This is a genomic window from Butyrivibrio sp. FCS014, from assembly GCF_000526935.1.
GTDB lineage: Bacteria > Bacillota > Clostridia > Lachnospirales > Lachnospiraceae > Butyrivibrio.
Window position 1 is genome coordinate 1 of record NZ_JAHA01000020.1, and the last position, 15805, is coordinate 15805.

Consider the following 15805-nt stretch of genomic DNA (forward strand, 5'->3'; position numbering starts at 1 on the left):
CATCAGGTACTTTATTCAGAATTCATCAGCCTACGGCGGATTCTATACCTTATACTTCGGTAATGCAGACGAATATTCCCAGAATTTCTCCATCAAGAACGGCGTTTTCGATGAGGCCTTTGAGACAAAGAGCGTAGATGAAGCAATAAAGGGCATCAACAGAAGGATCACTCAGAATCTTGTGACAGGATCCCTGACTCTTACACCCCAGTCCGCTCTGGAATCCGTGGAGGAGATCGAGGCATCCTTCAGGATACAGGTTGCGGATACCTACAGTACTTTCTACGGCACAAAGAGCAAAATGGATGTTTCCATTGTTTCTGATAAATCCCGATAACTCACAGGTGCTTGAGACTGTTTCCGTGGGTGAATTTGAAGTGGGAGCAGGCGTTTTCGAAGGCTCTGTTACTCTTCCCAACCGTGTGGAGAACATTAGCACTTCCGTTGCGCTGGTAGCTACACTGCGGGGCACAAGCTTTGCGGTTGACACCCAGGATCTTGTGGCGTGTTCTTAAGACGGAACAGCTCCGGAAGAATCAGGTCATAGGATTTTATGGGTGTATGGAAAGTTAAGCCCATTGCAGAAGATTCTTTTAAAAAGAGTGACTGGACCAAACGGAGGACGGACACTTGATCTTTGGGAGTATAACGCTGGGATGAAGCAACTCCTGCATTACCTGGTGGAACGGAACCAACGGTGTAGCGAGGAACTTTGTGGGGATATGCCTGGGTATGTAAGAGAGTTTTGATATTCCCGAAGATTTTTACCGTTGGAACCTATCAGATGCCCATAGGATATCTGGATGAGGGAGATATCACCTTTATAAAACGGTGTCAAGATCGGCAGCACCGGCATGACTTCCTATACCTGGAAATTTGAGAGCGATCAGTGGGATACTTACAGAGCCTATGAGGTGAATCCGGATATACTGAACTTCGGCGGCAAAAACTATGTTGCGGTTCTTGCCACAAACAAATCCGGGACGGCGGGCTGGTACAAGGCCATCCCGGACTCTATTTCCCAGGCAGCTTTCAACAAGCTCAACAGTACACCCAGTGTTCTGCCGATTCTGAGCCACAGAGCTGATTGAGAAGACTGTGGAAGCCACAGATAAAGGCTGTTTTCAGAGGGGAATCTTGAGAAATATGCGCGGACTGTTCCGATGCCTATTTCCAGACGGGAACAGATAAGAACAAGCTTCTTGAAACGGTAAAGCATATGGAAAAGCTGTGATAAGCGATGCGGAGGCTGCTGTATACAAATGCCGGTGACGATCTGTATCTCTATCAGGCAAGAAGGGACCATAGAGACAGAAGATGGCAGCCACCTTGGCAGCTTGAGGTTAATGACTATTTCAGAGTTGAAAAGAATAAGGGCTCTTCTTTACGGTGAGCACGATAGATTCTATACCCAGTATATATACTCTCCTCCACAGAGAGACAGCAACGAAAGGTGACGGAAACGAGAGCTTCCTTGTATACCTTCCCGAGGGCTACTTCGATGAGGCTAATGCGGACAAGAGATACCCGGTAGCCTATGTTTTCCACTCAGTACAACAGTAGCAGTAATTCCTGGAAGATCGACGGAATCAATGAGTTTTTGGATGCAGGAATAGCTGCGGGAGTTATAAAGAATACGGATCCTTGTAATACCTGACAGCCAGCCTGAAAGCTGGTGGATGGGAGAATGGGTAGATATGGTGACCGAGGATATCCTCCCCTTCATTGATGAGAACTACCGCACGGTTAAGGATGCCAGATTCAGATTCACCGTGGGTGGCTTCCATGGGCGGCAGCGGCTCCTACAATATAGGCCTGAGAAATCCTGATCTCTTTTCCGGAATAATCAGCTATTTCGGTGCACTCAACATGGGAGCTAAGCCACTTGATATAGCCAAAGACCAGTACAGCAAGGGGATATCTTTGATTTCCTTGGATACTACGGACAGTATTTCGTTTGCGGAAACCAGGACTTTTACAAGTTTGGTGTGCCCGCCATCGAGCTGGATGCACTTCTTAGAAATGTTAAGATCGACCACTTCTTCGAGCTGGAGGAGGGTGCCCACGACAGTGCCTTCTACAAGCCCTATGTGGTTGACAGCTTCAGCTATATGACCGCAAGGATTCCCAGCGTTACCGCTAATGAGGCCGGCAGAGTTCTCAAGGTCGGACTTAAGAATGCGTCTGTTTCAAAGGGAAGCGCGAAGGCAACCGTAACTGTTGCCGTAAACGACTCGGTAAAAGAATATCTGACTACCATACCGGTATCGGATTTCACAAAGAACACAAAACCGGATCTTGCAGTGCCTGTAACTCTGCGCCTCGTCGACAAGAATGGCGTTACCGTTGCAAAGAGCAGCAGGACTTCATATGTGAACTCATCTGCAAACCTTAGCTTTGACTTTGAACTTACAGGCTACGGAATCAGCAAGGATGAGCAGTACACACTTGTGGCATCGGCCAATCTCCTGGACTATCCTGCGGTAGCATCAGTATCGCTTCCGGGAAATCAGGCAGTAATACCCCCTAGTCCTTCTGAAGAAAACCGTATCAGTCCTTCAGAGGAAACTTCCGCATCCGAGGCTATGGCCTCTTATGAGTCCGGGGCCTCCGGAAGCGGAAATGTTAAGGAAGCTGCACAGGTACTTGGCGCAGTGAAGGAAGAAGGTAAAAGCTGCGGCAGCAGGAAGAAAAGGATCGACAGGAAGAAGCAGATCCTCCGCAGGAAACACAGCCGGAAATACAGAGGATGCAAATGCAGCAGGGCAGGGCGAAGAAGGCAGCGATGAGACAGCCGCTTTGGATACGACAGAAAATGTGGCTGAGCCTGAGGTTACCCTTGATAAATCTGCTGATGAGACTCCTTCTGTAGAAGAAGGTGCAACTCAGAATCAGGTTGATATAGAGGAAAATGCCGTTCCTCTTTCCGACACTGTCAATGAAGGCGGTGTTAATGCAGGCGTTATCTTTGCCATTATAATCGCTGCAGCAATTTTAGCAGCAGTAGGAGTTGCGGCAGTAAGAAGACGCAGACAGTAAGCAGCAGTTCTACGTAAAACAGTGCTCCCGGGGAAATTCCCCGGAGCATTTTTACAAATAATTCAGTTTTTTTATTCGATAAAACATATATAATTAAAGTAGCGCATTTTTAAGTAAAATAAACCCAAGAAATCCCTTGAAACTTGAACGCGGATACTATAAGATTATCGTTAAAAATTGAAAATGTCTTATATGGAGGAGTATTTCTGACATGATGAATGACAACAGTTATGTTGAGTGCCTCGTAGTCAGCAAGGCGTCACCTGCGGTGAAAATCCTAAGCATCATTTCTCTTGTGCTGGCTGTAGCTTTCTTTCTATCTTCTTTGGCAGGCCTGGGTATCATCGGGCTTATCCTTTGTGTAGCCGCCGGCGTTGGCTACTATTTCCTGTCTTTAAATGCCAATATCGAATTTGAATATCAGTATTGTGACAAGGAAATCACCGTTGACAAGATCCTGAACAAGTCAAGGCGTAAGAATGTCGCCAAGTACGATGTTACCAAGATCGAGGTTCTTGCACCTTCACGTTCATATCATCTCGATGAGTTCAAGAACAGATCTTTTAAGACTGTGGACTATTCTGCAAGAGAGAAGAATCCTCAGCCCGACCCCACTTATACATTTATCTACGACGGCAAGGAAAAAGTGGTCTTTGAACCAACAAGCGAGTTTGTTGCAGCAGTTAAGAGCGTTGCACCCAGAAAAGTATTCACAGATTAATGATTTTTTAAAGCGGAGAGGATGAGAAAATGGGACAGATTATTGGAGAAGGAATTACTTTTGATGACGTACTTTTGGTGCCTGCTTATTCGCAGGTAATACCTAATCAGGTTGATGTAGGCACTTATCTTACAAAGAAGATAAAGCTCAACATTCCACTTATGAGCGCAGGAATGGACACCGTAACAGAGCACAGAATGGCTATCGCAATGGCCAGACAGGGCGGTATCGGTATCATTCACAAGAACATGTCTATCGAGGCTCAGGCCGAGGAAGTAGACAAGGTAAAGAGATCCGAGAACGGAGTAATCACAGATCCTTTCTCACTTTCACCGGATCATATTCTGGCTGATGCGGATTCGCTGATGGCCAAGTTCAGAATTTCAGGTGTGCCTATCACTGAGGGCAAGAAGCTGGTAGGTATCATCACAAACCGTGATCTTAAATTTGAAAAAGACTTCTCCAAGAAGATAAAAGAGGTAATGACCAGTGAGAATCTGATCACTGCCAAAGAGGGTATCACTCTTGAGGAGGCCAAGAGCATTCTGGCCAAGTCCAAAAAGGAAAAGCTCCCCATTGTAGACGACGATTATAACCTTGTTGGACTTATCACCATCAAGGATATCGAGAAGACCATCAAGTATCCTCTCTCAGCCAAGGATGAGATGGGAAGGCTTCTGTGCGGCGCAGGTGTTGGTATTTCCGCCAATGTTCTCGAGAGAGTACAGGCTCTTGTAGATGCAAAGGTTGACGTTGTTGTTCTTGACTCAGCCCATGGCCATTCAGAGAACGTACTTAAGTGCCTCAGAATGATAAAAGAGAAATTCCCTGATCTTCAGGTTATCGCAGGAAACTGCGCTACCGCTGCAGCTGCCAAGGCTCTTATCGAAGCCGGCGCCGATGCTGTCAAGGTAGGTATAGGACCCGGATCCATCTGTACAACACGTGTGGTTGCAGGTATCGGTGTTCCTCAGATCACAGCAGTTATGGATTGCTACGCTACCGCTAAAGAGTATGGTATTCCCATTATCGCTGACGGCGGAATCAAGTACTCCGGAGATATCACAAAGGCTATCGCAGCAGGTGCCAACGTGGTAATGATGGGTTCAATGTTTGCGGGCTGCGACGAAGCTCCCGGCGAGTTCGAACTCTTCCAGGGAAGAAAATACAAGGTATACCGCGGAATGGGATCTATCTCAGCCATGGAGAACGGTTCCAAGGACCGCTATTTCCAGGAGGATGCCAAGAAGCTGGTTCCCGAGGGCGTTGAAGGACGTGTTGCATACAAGGGAACAGTTGAAGATACCGTATTCCAGCTTATGGGCGGACTTCGCTCAGGTATGGGATATTGCGGCTGCGGCACCATTGAAGAGCTCAAGGAAAACGGCAAGTTCATGAAGATGACTTCTGCAGCTCTTCGTGAGTCACATCCTCATGATATTCAGATCACAAAAGAAGCACCTAACTACAGTGTAGACGGACAGTAATCAGGAAGCTTTATATATACATAACAGAAAAAGGGGACTACGGATTTGCAGGACAAAACTGTAATCTTCGAAAACGACATGACGATGAGAGATGGCCTGGCTCCCGAACCACAGACGGGAGCTCTGGGTCATTTTGCGCTTAAAAACGGCGAAAAGATGCAGGATTGGCAGGACCGTTTCTGCGAGATGGCCGGCGTTTATGCGCTTTGTATCAGTGCGGACGGAACCCGGCTCACTGAGTTTTCCGGGAACCCCCATGAAGTTCAGATCATAAGAAAATACGTCAGTGACATTCGTATTCACAACATCTATAAGCGTGTTTCGGACAGCGATTTAGAGGATCAGGCCGTGGAGATCACGGAGATTCCAAACCTGATACTTGCTGCCGTTGCCGTAAAGAGCGGTGGAGTACTGTCAGCAGTCTGGGTCGTATGCGGTTTCTTTACCGACGCCAAATATGACAAAGAGCTCTTTAAGTATCCGCCCATCGACAATTTCCAATATCAGATCTCTGAGGACAAATTCTATAAGACCCTTGATCTTTTAAGAGAGACTTTGAGCGTATTCATCACAGTGGAGGCCTCAAGGTCTGAAGCTGTTGCCATCAGCAGGGAGAGCAGGCAGCAGGAGATCGAGATGACCAGCTCCTTCCACAGAGCCGAGACCATGACTGAGATCGTATCTCTTTTGGACAGCAATGATTCCATAGAGGAGATCATGGCGCAGACTCTCTCGAAGCTGTGTTCCTATCTCCAGATAAGCCATGCCTTTACCTGCAGACTTCATCACGGCCATCTTATGGATATAGTGGTTCAGTGGGCGCTTCCCGAGATTGGAAAGCTCTTCCCTGTACCGACGGATCAGGAGACCTGCTGGTTCCTGGGCAATCAGAAGGCGGTAGTCATTTCCTCCGATACCCAGATGAATGCAGGAGAGCGTGAGCAGCTGGACGACCTTGGGATCAAGGCACTTGTCTCCATGCCCATAGTGATCAACGGTATGCCAAGGTTCTATGCGTGCTTTACGGAGAACAGAAACAGCAAGGTGTGGTCCATCGATGACATTAAGTTTATAAACGATGCCATCAGGATCCTTCAGAGCATTATCACCAAGAGACTGCAGAAGAATTCCCTCGCCAGCTCTTTTGCCTCACTGGAAGCGGTTCTGGATAATGTGGGAAGTTCAATATATGTAAGGGACATAACCTCAGGAGTGCTTCTGTTTGCCAACAGGAGTTTCAAAAAGAGCTTCTCCAAGGAGCTTGCGGACAATAAGCTCTCGGATCTTTTTGAAAAGAATATTCCGCCCAGGAGCCACAGCGGAAACTACGAGGTTCATAACAGAGAACGTGAAAAATGGTATGACGTCTACTATACAAGGATCAAGTGGGTAGACGGCCGTCCGGTTTCTCTGTGCGCTATTTATGACATTACCGAGAAGAAGCTGTACCAGAAGAGGATTGAGCAGCAGGCCTACACGGATTTCCTCACCGGCCTCTTCAACAGAATGTGCTGCGAAAAAGATCTGGCGGCCTTCGTGGAGGATACCAGAAAGAACGGAGGTCACGGTGCTCTCATGTACCTGGATCTTGACGACTTCAAGCATATCAACGACAGCCTTGGCCATCAGTACGGCGACATCCTTTTGCAGGATATCTCGAAGGCAGTCAGCAGGATAGAGGGAATCTCAAGCTCCTGCTACAGAATGGGCGGAGATGAGTTTTGTCATCATCGTTCCTCCTGAGAGCTATTACAGAATAGACAAGATAATCGAAGAGATAAAAGATGCTTTTGCTACGCCCTGGTATCTTAAGGACAGCGACTATTACTGCACCATGAGTATGGGACTTGTAAGATTCCCGGATCACGGCGACAGCGTAGCGGAGCTCATAAGAAAGTCGGACGTTGCCATGTACGCGGCCAAGAAGTCCGGCAAGAACAGGATTGCGGAATACTCCGACAATATTGATTCCGCGTCCATCCACAGACTCGACCTTGAGAAGAGCATGTACGATGCCATCAAGAAGCAGTGCGAGGAATTCGAGGTATTCTTCCAACCTGTTGTCAGCAAGGAAGACGGCAAGAAGGGTAAGAAGGGCAAAAAAGGCGATCCGCCATGTGGGCGCTGAGGCCCTTGTAAGATGGAACAGCGAAGCTCTGGGCTTCCTTAGTCCCGATGACTTTGTGCCTCTGGCCGAGTACCTGGGACTTATCAATCCCATTGGAAACCACGTCCTTCGCAAAGCCTGCGAGTGCTGCAGACTGTGGAATGAGGCAGGTACCGGAGAGTATGCCATAAGCGTAAATCTCTCCGTGGTACAGATCATGCAGACGGATATCGTTGATATTGTAAGGACCTGCATAGAAGAGAATCACATCAAGCCCGAAAATATCATACTGGAGCTCACAGAGCGTCTTGCCATCAATGACCTGGCAAGGACCAAGCAGACTCTTTTGGATATTAAGGATCTTGGAGTCAGGCTTGCGCTGGATGATTTCGGAACGGGATATTCCGCCCTCAGCAGCATCAGGGCACTGCCCTTCGATATCATCAAGATCGACAAGGATTTTGTAAAGGATATTCATATAGATCCGTATTCCCAGGCCTTTGTAAGGTCCATCGTTGACCTGGCGGGATCCATCGGTGCCGAGGTATGCGTAGAGGGAATTGAGGGCGAAGAACAGCTTAAGGCGCTGGATGGTATGGGTGTTTCCTACGTCCAGGGATACTATTACGACAAGCCTCTAAGAAGGGCAGCCTTTGAGGAGAAGTACGTTTATAACCCGCAGTGATATCTTATCGCACGGCTTGTTGCTTTATGATATACTATAGGGTGCACAATAATTTAGAAAGTTGGTTTTTTTAGCAATGGCAGAAGAGATTAAGACAAACACAAATGAAGAAGGTGCCGGAGTTCCTTCCAGACACTTTATCGAGCAGGCAATCGACAAGGACCTGGCAGAGGGTGTTTACGATCACGTACATACCCGTTTTCCTCCCGAGCCCAACGGTTTTCTTCACATAGGACACGCCAAGAGTATTCTTCTTAACTATGGCATGGCCAAGGAATACAACGGCAAGTTCAATATGAGATTTGACGACACCAACCCCACCAAGGAGAAGTCCGAGTTCATGGACGCCATCATTGAGGATGTTAAGTGGCTTGGTGCCGATTACGAGGACCGTCTTTTCCATGCATCAGACTATTTTGATGAGATGTATGAGGATGCGGTCAAGCTCATCAAGAAGGGCAAGGCATATGTTTCCGAGCTTACTGCAGAGCAGATGAGGGAGTACAGAGGAACCCTCACAGAGCCCGGCAAGGACGATCCAAACAGGAACAGAAGCGTTGAGGAGAACCTTCGCCTCTTTGAGGAGATGAAGGAAGGCAAGTACGAGGACGGAGCTTTGACTCTCCGCGCCAAGATAGATATGGCATCACCTAACATCAATATGAGAGACCCGATCATCTACCGTGTGGCTCACATGACTCACGCAAGGACCGGTGACAAGTGGTGCATCTATCCCATGTATGATTTTGCACATCCCATTGAGGATGCTATCGAGGGCATCACACACTCCCTCTGCACACTGGAGTTTGAGGACCACAGACCTCTTTACGACTGGTCAAGAACGAGTGCGAATACAAGAATCCTCCAAGGCAGATCGAGTTCGCCAAGATGTACCTCAACAACGTTGTAACAGGAAAAAGATACATCAAGAAACTTGTAGAAGACGGCATAGTTGACGGTTGGGATGATCCAAGACTTGTAACCATCGCATCCTTAAGAAGACGCGGATTTACCCCCGAGTCCATCAAGATGTTCGTTGATATGTGCGGTATCAGCAAGGCTCAGTCAACAGCAGAGTATGCAATGCTTGAGTACTGCATAAGAGAAGATCTTAAGCTTAAGGCCAAGAGGATGATGGCTATTCTTGATCCCGTTAAGCTTATCATAGACAACTACCCCGAAGGCGAGACAGAGTACCTTGAGGTTGAGAACAACAAGGAAGTTCCCGAGATGGGTTCAAGAAAGATCCCCTTCGGCAAAGAGCTCTGGATCGAGAGAGAGAGGACTTCATGGAGGAGCCTCCAAAGAAGTACTTCCGTCTGTTCCCCGGCAACGAGGTAAGACTGATGAACGCTTACTTTGTTACCTGCACAGACTTCAAGAAGGATGAGAACGGTGTTGTTACCGAGATTCACTGCACCTATGATCCCGAGACCAAGGGCGGCGACAGTGCCGACGGAAGAAAGGTAAAGGGAACCATCCACTGGGTTGCAGCAAAAGAGGCAGTGACAGCAGAGGTTCGTCTCTACGAGAACATCATTGACGAGGAGAAGGGCGTTTACAACGAGGACGGTTCACTTAACCTCAACCCTCACTCCATCACAGTGATCAAGGACGCCAAGCTTGAGCCTGAACTTGGAGAGGCTTCCTGCTACGACAAGTTCCAGTTTGTAAGAAACGGTTTCTTCTGCGTTGACAGCAAGGATTCCAAGCCGGGAGCACCGGTATTTAACAGAATTGTTTCCCTTAAGAGCTCTTTTGTATTACCTAAAAACTGATTTTTAAAGGAAGGTAAATATATGGCAGGCATTTTTTCGGGACTTGAAAAACTTGGACTTGGAAATATCGGAGGAGAGAATCTTTTTGAGGATCCTTCCAAGAAGACCGTTGAGGTCAAACAGGAAGCGCCCAAGAAGAAACTTCAGCTTGTAAATGAGCAGGATTACCTCTTTGACAAGAAGTATAAATGCCCCGTGTGCGATTCCGATTTTGAGGCCAAGACAGTCAGAAGCGGTAAGGTAAGGATGAAGAACGTGGATATAGATCTTCGCCCCGACTACGATGAACTGGATCAGAACAAGTATGATGTAATTGCCTGCCCGGTTTGCGGTTATGCAGCTCTTTCCAGATACTTCCCCAATCTGACCAAGTATCAGATCGAGGACATCAGGGTTAAGATCTGCATGAACTACCAGCAGATGGATTACCACGAGGATATCTATACTTATGAATATGCCAGAAAGCTGTATCAGCTGGCTCTTGCCAATGCCGTTGTCAAGAAGGCCAAGAACAGTGAGAAAGCATATATATGTCTTAAGACAGCATGGGTTATAAGAGGCGAGACACAGCGCCTTGATCCCGACGATGCCGATTACGGTCAGAAGAAGGCAGAGAACGATGCTCAGGAAAAAGAGCTTTTGAAGAATGCCCTTAACGGATTTATCATGTCAAGACAGACAGAGGAATTCCCCATTGCGGGCATGGATTCCACCACTTTGGATTATCTTCTTGCTGCGCTGGCTGTGGAGACCGACGAGAGAGAAGTTGCAAGTAAGATGATCTCCGAGATACTTACTTCGAGAGTTGCCAACAGCCGTATCAAGGATAAGGCAAGGTACCTTAAGGAGATCCTGGCAGAGAAAAACGGAGAAACAACCTGATATAAAGACAATAAAAAATCCCTCGCAGATACGATCTGCGAGGGATTTTAATTATCATCACTCTTTGTCTTCATCATCGAAGAACTCTTCTGAAGAATCGGGTTCTTCTTCTGCTTTTGCTTCATCATCTTTAGCGGATGTAATGTCAACGTAATTTCGTGAACCAAGTTTGATATCGGAAAGATCGAAATCATCGTCATCAAATTCGTCTAAATCATCGAAATCATCGTCATCAAAGTTGTCTGCAAGCTCATCCTCTCTCTTGCTGAGATAGTAATAAGCTCCGGCAGCGGCAGCTCCTACTGCGGCACAGAACAGAATAAACTTACCAAAACCCTTATTATTGGACATATTCAGCCCCCTCCTCTTTAAACGACTGAATTCATTTTAACTCAATTTTTCCGCAATTAAAAGCCCTGAGTATTAAATTTTGATAAATAACGGAAAACCGTTTGAAGAGGTTTTTCATAAATGATACACTAGATTTGGACCGCTGTAGTCAATATCGGTATTGTGGGGAGTTATATGAACGAAAGATTTTTTGAATTAAAGAAAGAAAAGCAGGACAGAATGATCAACGGAGCTCTGAAGGTCTTTTCCCAGTATGGATATCACCACGCCAGCACGGATGAGATCGTAAGGGAAGCCGGTATCAGTAAGGGACTTTTGTTCCACTACTTTGAGAGCAAAATAGGGCTGTATGCCTTTTTATACGACTATGCCACAAGGTTTGTGACCCTGGAGCTCACTGCCAATGTGGAGAAGAATGAGAACGGCTTTTTTGAACTGTACAAGCAGATACTCACTGCCAGGTCAGATGCCATGTCCCAGTATCCCAGGATCTTCCTGTTTCTGAAAAAAGCAGATGAGGAAACCGACGAGGCGGCAATAGCAGAGATCACGGAGAGGCGTGACAAGTACAGAAGGATAATGGAAGTCTTAAGAGACAGGGCGGATATTACCATTTTCGGAGACAGCATCGATTACCAGAAGATCTGGAATATTCTGGACTATACGGTGGAAGGTTTACTTATTAAGCATATAGGGAGCGAAAATTTCAGGTCAGAGCTCTTTTTGGAAGAAGCAAAGGAATATGTGGATCTCATCAAGGAGATGTCTGTAAAATAAGGAGGCGCGAATGAGCAAGTTCTTGGTAGCAGGTGTAACACAGATTGAGACTATTGTCAGAGTGGACAAGATACCCATAGGCTATGCTCCCCTCACAAGTGTAAATGATTCTATTTATACTGCGGTAGGAGGCGATGCTTACAATGAGTCTCTGGCTCTTGAGTGGCTTGGAGATGAGGTAAGCTTCATGTCCATTGTAGGCAGAAATCAGGACCTTAGTGTCATCAATCCGCCGGATCGGAAGATCACTCTTTCCACGGAGTACATTATCCCTCAGATGAGAGAGACTCCCACTGAGGTTGTGCTTTACGATAAGCAGAGGAAGCAGCAGATATTTGAGGATATCAAGGACCTTAGAGAGAACGTATACGATATGTCTATGGTACCGCCCATTGCCGAGGCCAGCGACATGTTGGTACTGGCCAACGCCAATTTCTGCAGGCCCTTTGCAAAGCTTGCCAAGGAGCACAAGAAACCCATTGCCGTTAATATCAGGAACTACAAGCCTGAAAAGGAAAAGTACAATACAGATTTCCTGGAACCCGCAAAGGTGCTGTATTTCAGTGATGACACACTGACCGAGGATCCTTACGATTTCATAAAGCGAATATCTGACACCTACGGAACAGAGATCATCATTTTGGGACAGGGCAGCGAGGGACTTATCCTCTTTGATAAGACCCAGGATCTTCGCGTTCACTACAACACCGTTAAGACCAACGAGGTTGTGAATACCATCGGTGCCGGAAACGCTCTGTTTGCATGCTTCCTTCACTATTACATGGAGAACGGCGACAGCGTAAATGCCATCAAGAATGCGCTCCTGTTTGCATCCTACAAGATCGGATACATGGGAACTTCCAACGGTTTCATGACCACGGATCAGCTGACCCAGTGGAGAAATCTTATATGGGGTATTAAGGATAATAATTTTACTTAATTTAAGAAACAGCGCAAACTTCACCTTGAAAAAAACAGCGAAAATGTGGTAAAGTAGAACTACGGAAACGTTACCGGGAACGGCGACTAATTTCCGTAGTTTTTATTGCAGATCATAATAAATGTGATATAAGAAGTACGCTTTTATGAGGAGAGAGATTATGGCTAAACAGAAGAGTAAAAGAAGATGTGGAGTTTTAATGCCGGTATTTTCCCTGCCGTCCAAGTACGGTATCGGAACCTTTTCAAAAGAGGCATATGAGTTTGTGGACTTTTTGAAGGATGCGGGACAGAGCTACTGGCAGATCCTTCCCCTTGGTCCCACCAGCTACGGGGATTCTCCCTATCAGTCCTTCTCTACCTTTGCCGGAAACCCGTACTTCATAGATATTGAGGCACTGATAAATGACGGGCTTCTTACGGAGGCTGAGGCCGACAAATGCGATTTTGGAGGCTCCGAGGAGTATATAGACTACGAGAAGCAGTATAAGAGCAGACTTAAGCTTTTGAAAAAAGCCTATGACAGAAGAGAGGAAGTGGCTTCTTCAAAGAAGCTCATGAAGGAGTTTGAGGCCTTCAAGAAATCCAAAGACAATGACTGGCTGGCAGACTATTCTCTTTTCATGGCTCTTAAGAATGACAATTCCGGAAGAGCATGGAATACATGGGATGAGGGAATTAGGCTCAGAAAGCCCGCGGCTTTAAAGGCTGCCAGAGCCAAGTTTGCAGAGGAGATCGATTTCTACAGCTTCCTTCAGTATCTCTTTTCCGCCCAGTGGACAGCCCTTAAGTCCTATGCCAACGAGAAGGGAATCCGTATAGTTGGTGATATCCCGATCTATGTTGCCTTTGACAGCGCAGATACCTGGGCTAATCCACAGCTCTTTTTACTGGACAAGAAGAACACCCCCATTGATGTTGCAGGCTGCCCTCCCGATGCCTTCAGTGCTACAGGCCAGCTTTGGGGCAACCCTCTTTACAGATGGGATTATCACAAAGAGACAGGCTACAAGTGGTGGATGAAGAGAATCGCCCACTGCTACAAGCTCTACGATGTAATAAGGATCGACCATTTCAGAGGCTTTGATGAGTATTACGCTATTCCTTTCGGAAACCCCACTGCCGAGAATGGCGAGTGGAGAAAGGGCCCCGGTTACGATCTGTTTGATACCATGAAGAAGGAACTTGGAGACAAGGAAGTTATCGCAGAGGACCTTGGATTCCTTACACCTTCTGTTATTAAGCTGGTTAAGAAGACCGGATTCCCCGGAATGAAGATCCTGCAGTTTGCCTTTGATTCAAGGGAGGAGAGTGACTATCTGCCTCACAACTATACTCCCAACTGCATTGTTTACACCGGAACTCACGACAACGAGACCACAAGAGGCTGGTTTGATCAGCTTCCCAGAAATGACAAGAAGTTTGCCAAAGAGTATCTTGGGCTTAAGAGCGGCAAGGACGCAGTATGGGCCTGCATAAGAGCATGCTTTGCAAGTGTTTCCGACACTGCCATCATCCCCATGCAGGATTACCTGGAGCTTCCCTCATACGCAAGGATCAACACTCCTTCAACCCTTGGAGGCAACTGGGTATGGAGAATGAAGAAGGACGCCCTGTCAAAAGAGCTGTCATCAAAAATGCACGATTTTGCAAGGATTTACGGTAGATTAAATGGCTGAGATAACAATTGTTGAGATAGCCAAGCGCTGCGGCGTAGGTGTCAGCACCGTTTCAAGAGCTATCAATAATCATTCGGATATCAATCCGGAGACCAAAAAGAGAATAATGGAGGTCATCAAGGAGACCGGCTACATTCCCAACAACAGCGCCAGGAACTTGAAGAGGACCGATGCCAAGTGCATCGCGGTGCTGGTAAAGGGTATTACCAACCCGTTCTTTGCTCCCATGATTGCTGTGGTTGAGGAAGAGATCGAGAAGATGAAATATGCCCTGGTCTTAAGGCACGTTGAGGCCTACGAGGACGAGGTGGATGTTGCTCTGGAACTTGAAAAAGAGAAGAGGCTTCGCGGCATCATCTTCATGGGAGGAAATGCAAGGCAGTCAGCCGACAGATTAAGGCAGCTGAATATCCCTGTGGTATTTGCCACCATCGGCTCCGATATTGCAGATGACCTTAACAAGAATGCCTACTCCACGGTATCTGTTGACGATGCCAAGGAGAGCCGCAGGCTGGTGGAGTACCTTATCGGCCTTGGGCATAAGAAGATAGCCATAATGACCGAGGGAAGCGAGACACCTTCGGTAGTACAGCTTCGTCTTAAAGGCTATCTGGAAGCGCTGAAGATAAACGGGATCGAGGTGAATGACAACCTCATAAGATATGTTGATAAGCAGATCTACACCATGCATAACGGCTACGAGACAGCCAGGGCTCTTATCGAATCCGGCGAGGAGTTCACAGCTCTGTACTGCATCTCCGACGTACTTGCCGTTGGTGCCCTCAGGGCTCTTGCCGATGCAGGCATTAGAGTTCCCGAGGATGTAAGTGTAGCGGGCTTCGACGGACAGGAGCTTGCAGAGTACTCGATTCCAAGGCTCACCACAATAAGACAGCCCCTTGCCGACATATCAAGAGAGACAGTACGCCTTCTCTTTGACATCATCGACAAGAAGAGCTATCACCGCCACATCATCTTCCCCGGCGACCTCATCAAGGGAGAGAGCACAAGGGAGATATAAGAGATACAGGTTAAGCCAAAAGAAAGAATTATTTTTGAAAAACATCATACAAACTTATTCCGGGCTGCGTCGTAGGCGTAGCCCATTTCTTTTAAGCTTTTTACGGCGTCTTCAAGTTCCGAATAAGGAACGTCCAGGCCTTCCGCCAGGCTTTCCAGGGAGCTGTAGTTGTCTCGAAGCTGAGTATTCATGTAGCTAAGTAAGATTACAGGATCCTGCGGTAACATAATTATGTTCCTCCTTATAATTAAAGTTTTCGCCCTGCCCAACACTTCATGGTGGATGTCGACCTCTCCCCACAATCACAATATATTGAAAAAAGTATAAACCAATACGCTA

At 47.0% G+C, this 15805-nt stretch carries 19 protein-coding genes and 1 pseudogene; 18 read left to right on the top strand and 2 right to left on the bottom strand.

What is annotated here, in order from left to right; genetic code table 11:
* The 14 genes and pseudogenes from T456_RS22900 to T456_RS0118380 all read left to right on the top strand — a co-directional run.
* A partial coding sequence (locus T456_RS22900; RefSeq protein WP_035802752.1) for a hypothetical protein occupies nt 1-337 on the top strand: 337 nt, incomplete at its 5' end.
* Complete coding sequence (locus T456_RS0118325; protein WP_024867442.1) at nt 315-515, top strand: hypothetical protein; 201 nt, start codon at nt 315-317, stop codon at nt 513-515. The genes T456_RS22900 and T456_RS0118325, both read left to right, overlap by 23 nt.
* A gap of 339 nt (nt 516-854) precedes the next feature.
* Nucleotides 855-1091: a hypothetical protein gene (locus tag T456_RS0118330; RefSeq protein WP_024867443.1), complete on the top strand. Its 237-nt coding sequence runs from the start codon at nt 855-857 to the stop codon at nt 1089-1091.
* Nucleotides 1092-1389: 298 nt separating this feature from the next.
* Nucleotides 1390-1563: a hypothetical protein gene (locus tag T456_RS22675; RefSeq protein ID WP_155838144.1), complete on the top strand. Its 174-nt coding sequence runs from the start codon at nt 1390-1392 to the stop codon at nt 1561-1563.
* Between the two features lie 134 nt (nt 1564-1697).
* On the top strand, nt 1698-1829 hold the full coding sequence (locus T456_RS23490) for a hypothetical protein (RefSeq protein WP_278246948.1): 132 nt from the start codon (nt 1698-1700) through the stop codon (nt 1827-1829).
* A 159-nt stretch (nt 1830-1988) separates the two neighbouring features.
* Entirely contained in the window at nt 1989-2789 is an 801-nt protein-coding gene (locus T456_RS0118350) for a hypothetical protein (protein ID WP_024867445.1), read from the top strand.
* A gap of 10 nt (nt 2790-2799) precedes the next feature.
* On the top strand, nt 2800-3039 hold the full coding sequence (locus T456_RS0118355; protein WP_024867446.1) for a hypothetical protein: 240 nt from the start codon (nt 2800-2802) through the stop codon (nt 3037-3039).
* Between the two features lie 211 nt (nt 3040-3250).
* Nucleotides 3251-3760: a DUF6106 family protein gene (locus tag T456_RS0118360; protein ID WP_024865832.1), complete on the top strand. Its 510-nt coding sequence runs from the start codon at nt 3251-3253 to the stop codon at nt 3758-3760.
* Nucleotides 3761-3789: 29 nt separating this feature from the next.
* On the top strand, nt 3790-5247 hold the full coding sequence (guaB, locus tag T456_RS0118365; RefSeq protein ID WP_024865833.1) for an IMP dehydrogenase: 1458 nt from the start codon (nt 3790-3792) through the stop codon (nt 5245-5247).
* A gap of 45 nt (nt 5248-5292) precedes the next feature.
* Nucleotides 5293-6990, top strand: coding sequence for a sensor domain-containing diguanylate cyclase (locus T456_RS21730; protein WP_051465069.1), 1698 nt, complete (start codon nt 5293-5295; stop codon nt 6988-6990).
* Complete coding sequence (locus tag T456_RS21735) at nt 6962-7375, top strand: diguanylate cyclase domain-containing protein (RefSeq protein ID WP_051465070.1); 414 nt, start codon at nt 6962-6964, stop codon at nt 7373-7375. The genes T456_RS21730 and T456_RS21735 overlap by 29 nt, the downstream gene beginning before the upstream one ends.
* Nucleotides 7365-8039, top strand: a complete 675-nt coding sequence (locus T456_RS21740) for an EAL domain-containing protein (protein ID WP_024866473.1) — start codon at nt 7365-7367, stop codon at nt 8037-8039. Before T456_RS21735 ends, T456_RS21740 begins: the two co-directional genes overlap by 11 nt.
* A 76-nt stretch (nt 8040-8115) precedes the next feature.
* Nucleotides 8116-9817 (top strand): annotated as a pseudogene (locus T456_RS24185) (glutamine--tRNA ligase/YqeY domain fusion protein).
* 21 nt (nt 9818-9838) lie between these two features.
* Nucleotides 9839-10699, top strand: a complete 861-nt coding sequence (locus T456_RS0118380; RefSeq protein WP_024866474.1) for a DUF2225 domain-containing protein — start codon at nt 9839-9841, stop codon at nt 10697-10699.
* A 57-nt stretch (nt 10700-10756) separates the two neighbouring features.
* Here the strand turns inward: T456_RS0118380 and T456_RS0118385 are convergent, their stop codons facing one another.
* Nucleotides 10757-11050 carry a hypothetical protein gene (locus T456_RS0118385; RefSeq protein ID WP_024866475.1) on the bottom strand — a complete coding sequence of 98 codons (294 nt, stop codon included), beginning with the start codon at nt 11048-11050 and terminating at the stop codon, nt 10757-10759.
* Nucleotides 11051-11224: 174 nt separating this feature from the next.
* On the opposite strand from T456_RS0118385, the gene T456_RS0118390 reads away from it, so the two are divergent.
* The 4 genes from T456_RS0118390 to T456_RS0118405 all read left to right on the top strand — a co-directional run bounded on the left by T456_RS0118390 (nt 11225) and on the right by T456_RS0118405 (nt 15466).
* On the top strand, nt 11225-11827 hold the full coding sequence (locus tag T456_RS0118390) for a TetR/AcrR family transcriptional regulator (protein WP_024866476.1): 603 nt from the start codon (nt 11225-11227) through the stop codon (nt 11825-11827).
* A 10-nt stretch (nt 11828-11837) separates the two neighbouring features.
* Nucleotides 11838-12767 (top strand): carbohydrate kinase family protein, encoded by a 930-nt coding sequence (locus T456_RS0118395; protein ID WP_024866477.1) that lies wholly within the window; start codon nt 11838-11840, stop codon nt 12765-12767.
* 160 nt (nt 12768-12927) lie between these two features.
* Nucleotides 12928-14445 (top strand): 4-alpha-glucanotransferase, encoded by a 1518-nt coding sequence (malQ, locus tag T456_RS0118400; protein ID WP_024867447.1) that lies wholly within the window; start codon nt 12928-12930, stop codon nt 14443-14445.
* Complete coding sequence (locus T456_RS0118405) at nt 14438-15466, top strand: LacI family DNA-binding transcriptional regulator (RefSeq protein ID WP_024866478.1); 1029 nt, start codon at nt 14438-14440, stop codon at nt 15464-15466. Before malQ ends, T456_RS0118405 begins: the two co-directional genes overlap by 8 nt.
* Before the next feature lie 44 nt (nt 15467-15510).
* Here T456_RS0118405 and T456_RS0118410 read toward each other — a convergent pair whose 3' ends face one another.
* On the bottom strand, nt 15511-15693 hold the full coding sequence (locus tag T456_RS0118410) for a DUF4250 domain-containing protein (RefSeq protein ID WP_024866479.1): 183 nt from the start codon (nt 15691-15693) through the stop codon (nt 15511-15513).
* Between the last annotated feature and the right edge of the window lie 112 nt (nt 15694-15805).

Coding starts and splice junctions, on each gene's coding strand:
- T456_RS0118390 (WP_024866476.1), top strand. CDS start 11,225: ATGAACGAAAGATTTTTTGAATTAAAGAAAGAAAAGCAGGACAGAATG.
- T456_RS0118395 (WP_024866477.1), top strand. CDS start 11,838: ATGAGCAAGTTCTTGGTAGCAGGTGTAACACAGATTGAGACTATTGTC.
- T456_RS0118330 (WP_024867443.1), top strand. CDS start 855: ATGACTTCCTATACCTGGAAATTTGAGAGCGATCAGTGGGATACTTAC.
- T456_RS0118380 (WP_024866474.1), top strand. CDS start 9,839: ATGGCAGGCATTTTTTCGGGACTTGAAAAACTTGGACTTGGAAATATC.
- malQ (WP_024867447.1), top strand. CDS start 12,928: ATGGCTAAACAGAAGAGTAAAAGAAGATGTGGAGTTTTAATGCCGGTA.
- T456_RS21735 (WP_051465070.1), top strand. CDS start 6,962: ATGAGTTTTGTCATCATCGTTCCTCCTGAGAGCTATTACAGAATAGAC.
- T456_RS0118410 (WP_024866479.1), bottom strand. CDS start 15,693: ATGTTACCGCAGGATCCTGTAATCTTACTTAGCTACATGAATACTCAG.
- T456_RS0118385 (WP_024866475.1), bottom strand. CDS start 11,050: ATGTCCAATAATAAGGGTTTTGGTAAGTTTATTCTGTTCTGTGCCGCA.
- T456_RS0118405 (WP_024866478.1), top strand. CDS start 14,438: ATGGCTGAGATAACAATTGTTGAGATAGCCAAGCGCTGCGGCGTAGGT.
- T456_RS23490 (WP_278246948.1), top strand. CDS start 1,698: ATGGTGACCGAGGATATCCTCCCCTTCATTGATGAGAACTACCGCACG.
- guaB (WP_024865833.1), top strand. CDS start 3,790: ATGGGACAGATTATTGGAGAAGGAATTACTTTTGATGACGTACTTTTG.
- T456_RS0118360 (WP_024865832.1), top strand. CDS start 3,251: ATGATGAATGACAACAGTTATGTTGAGTGCCTCGTAGTCAGCAAGGCG.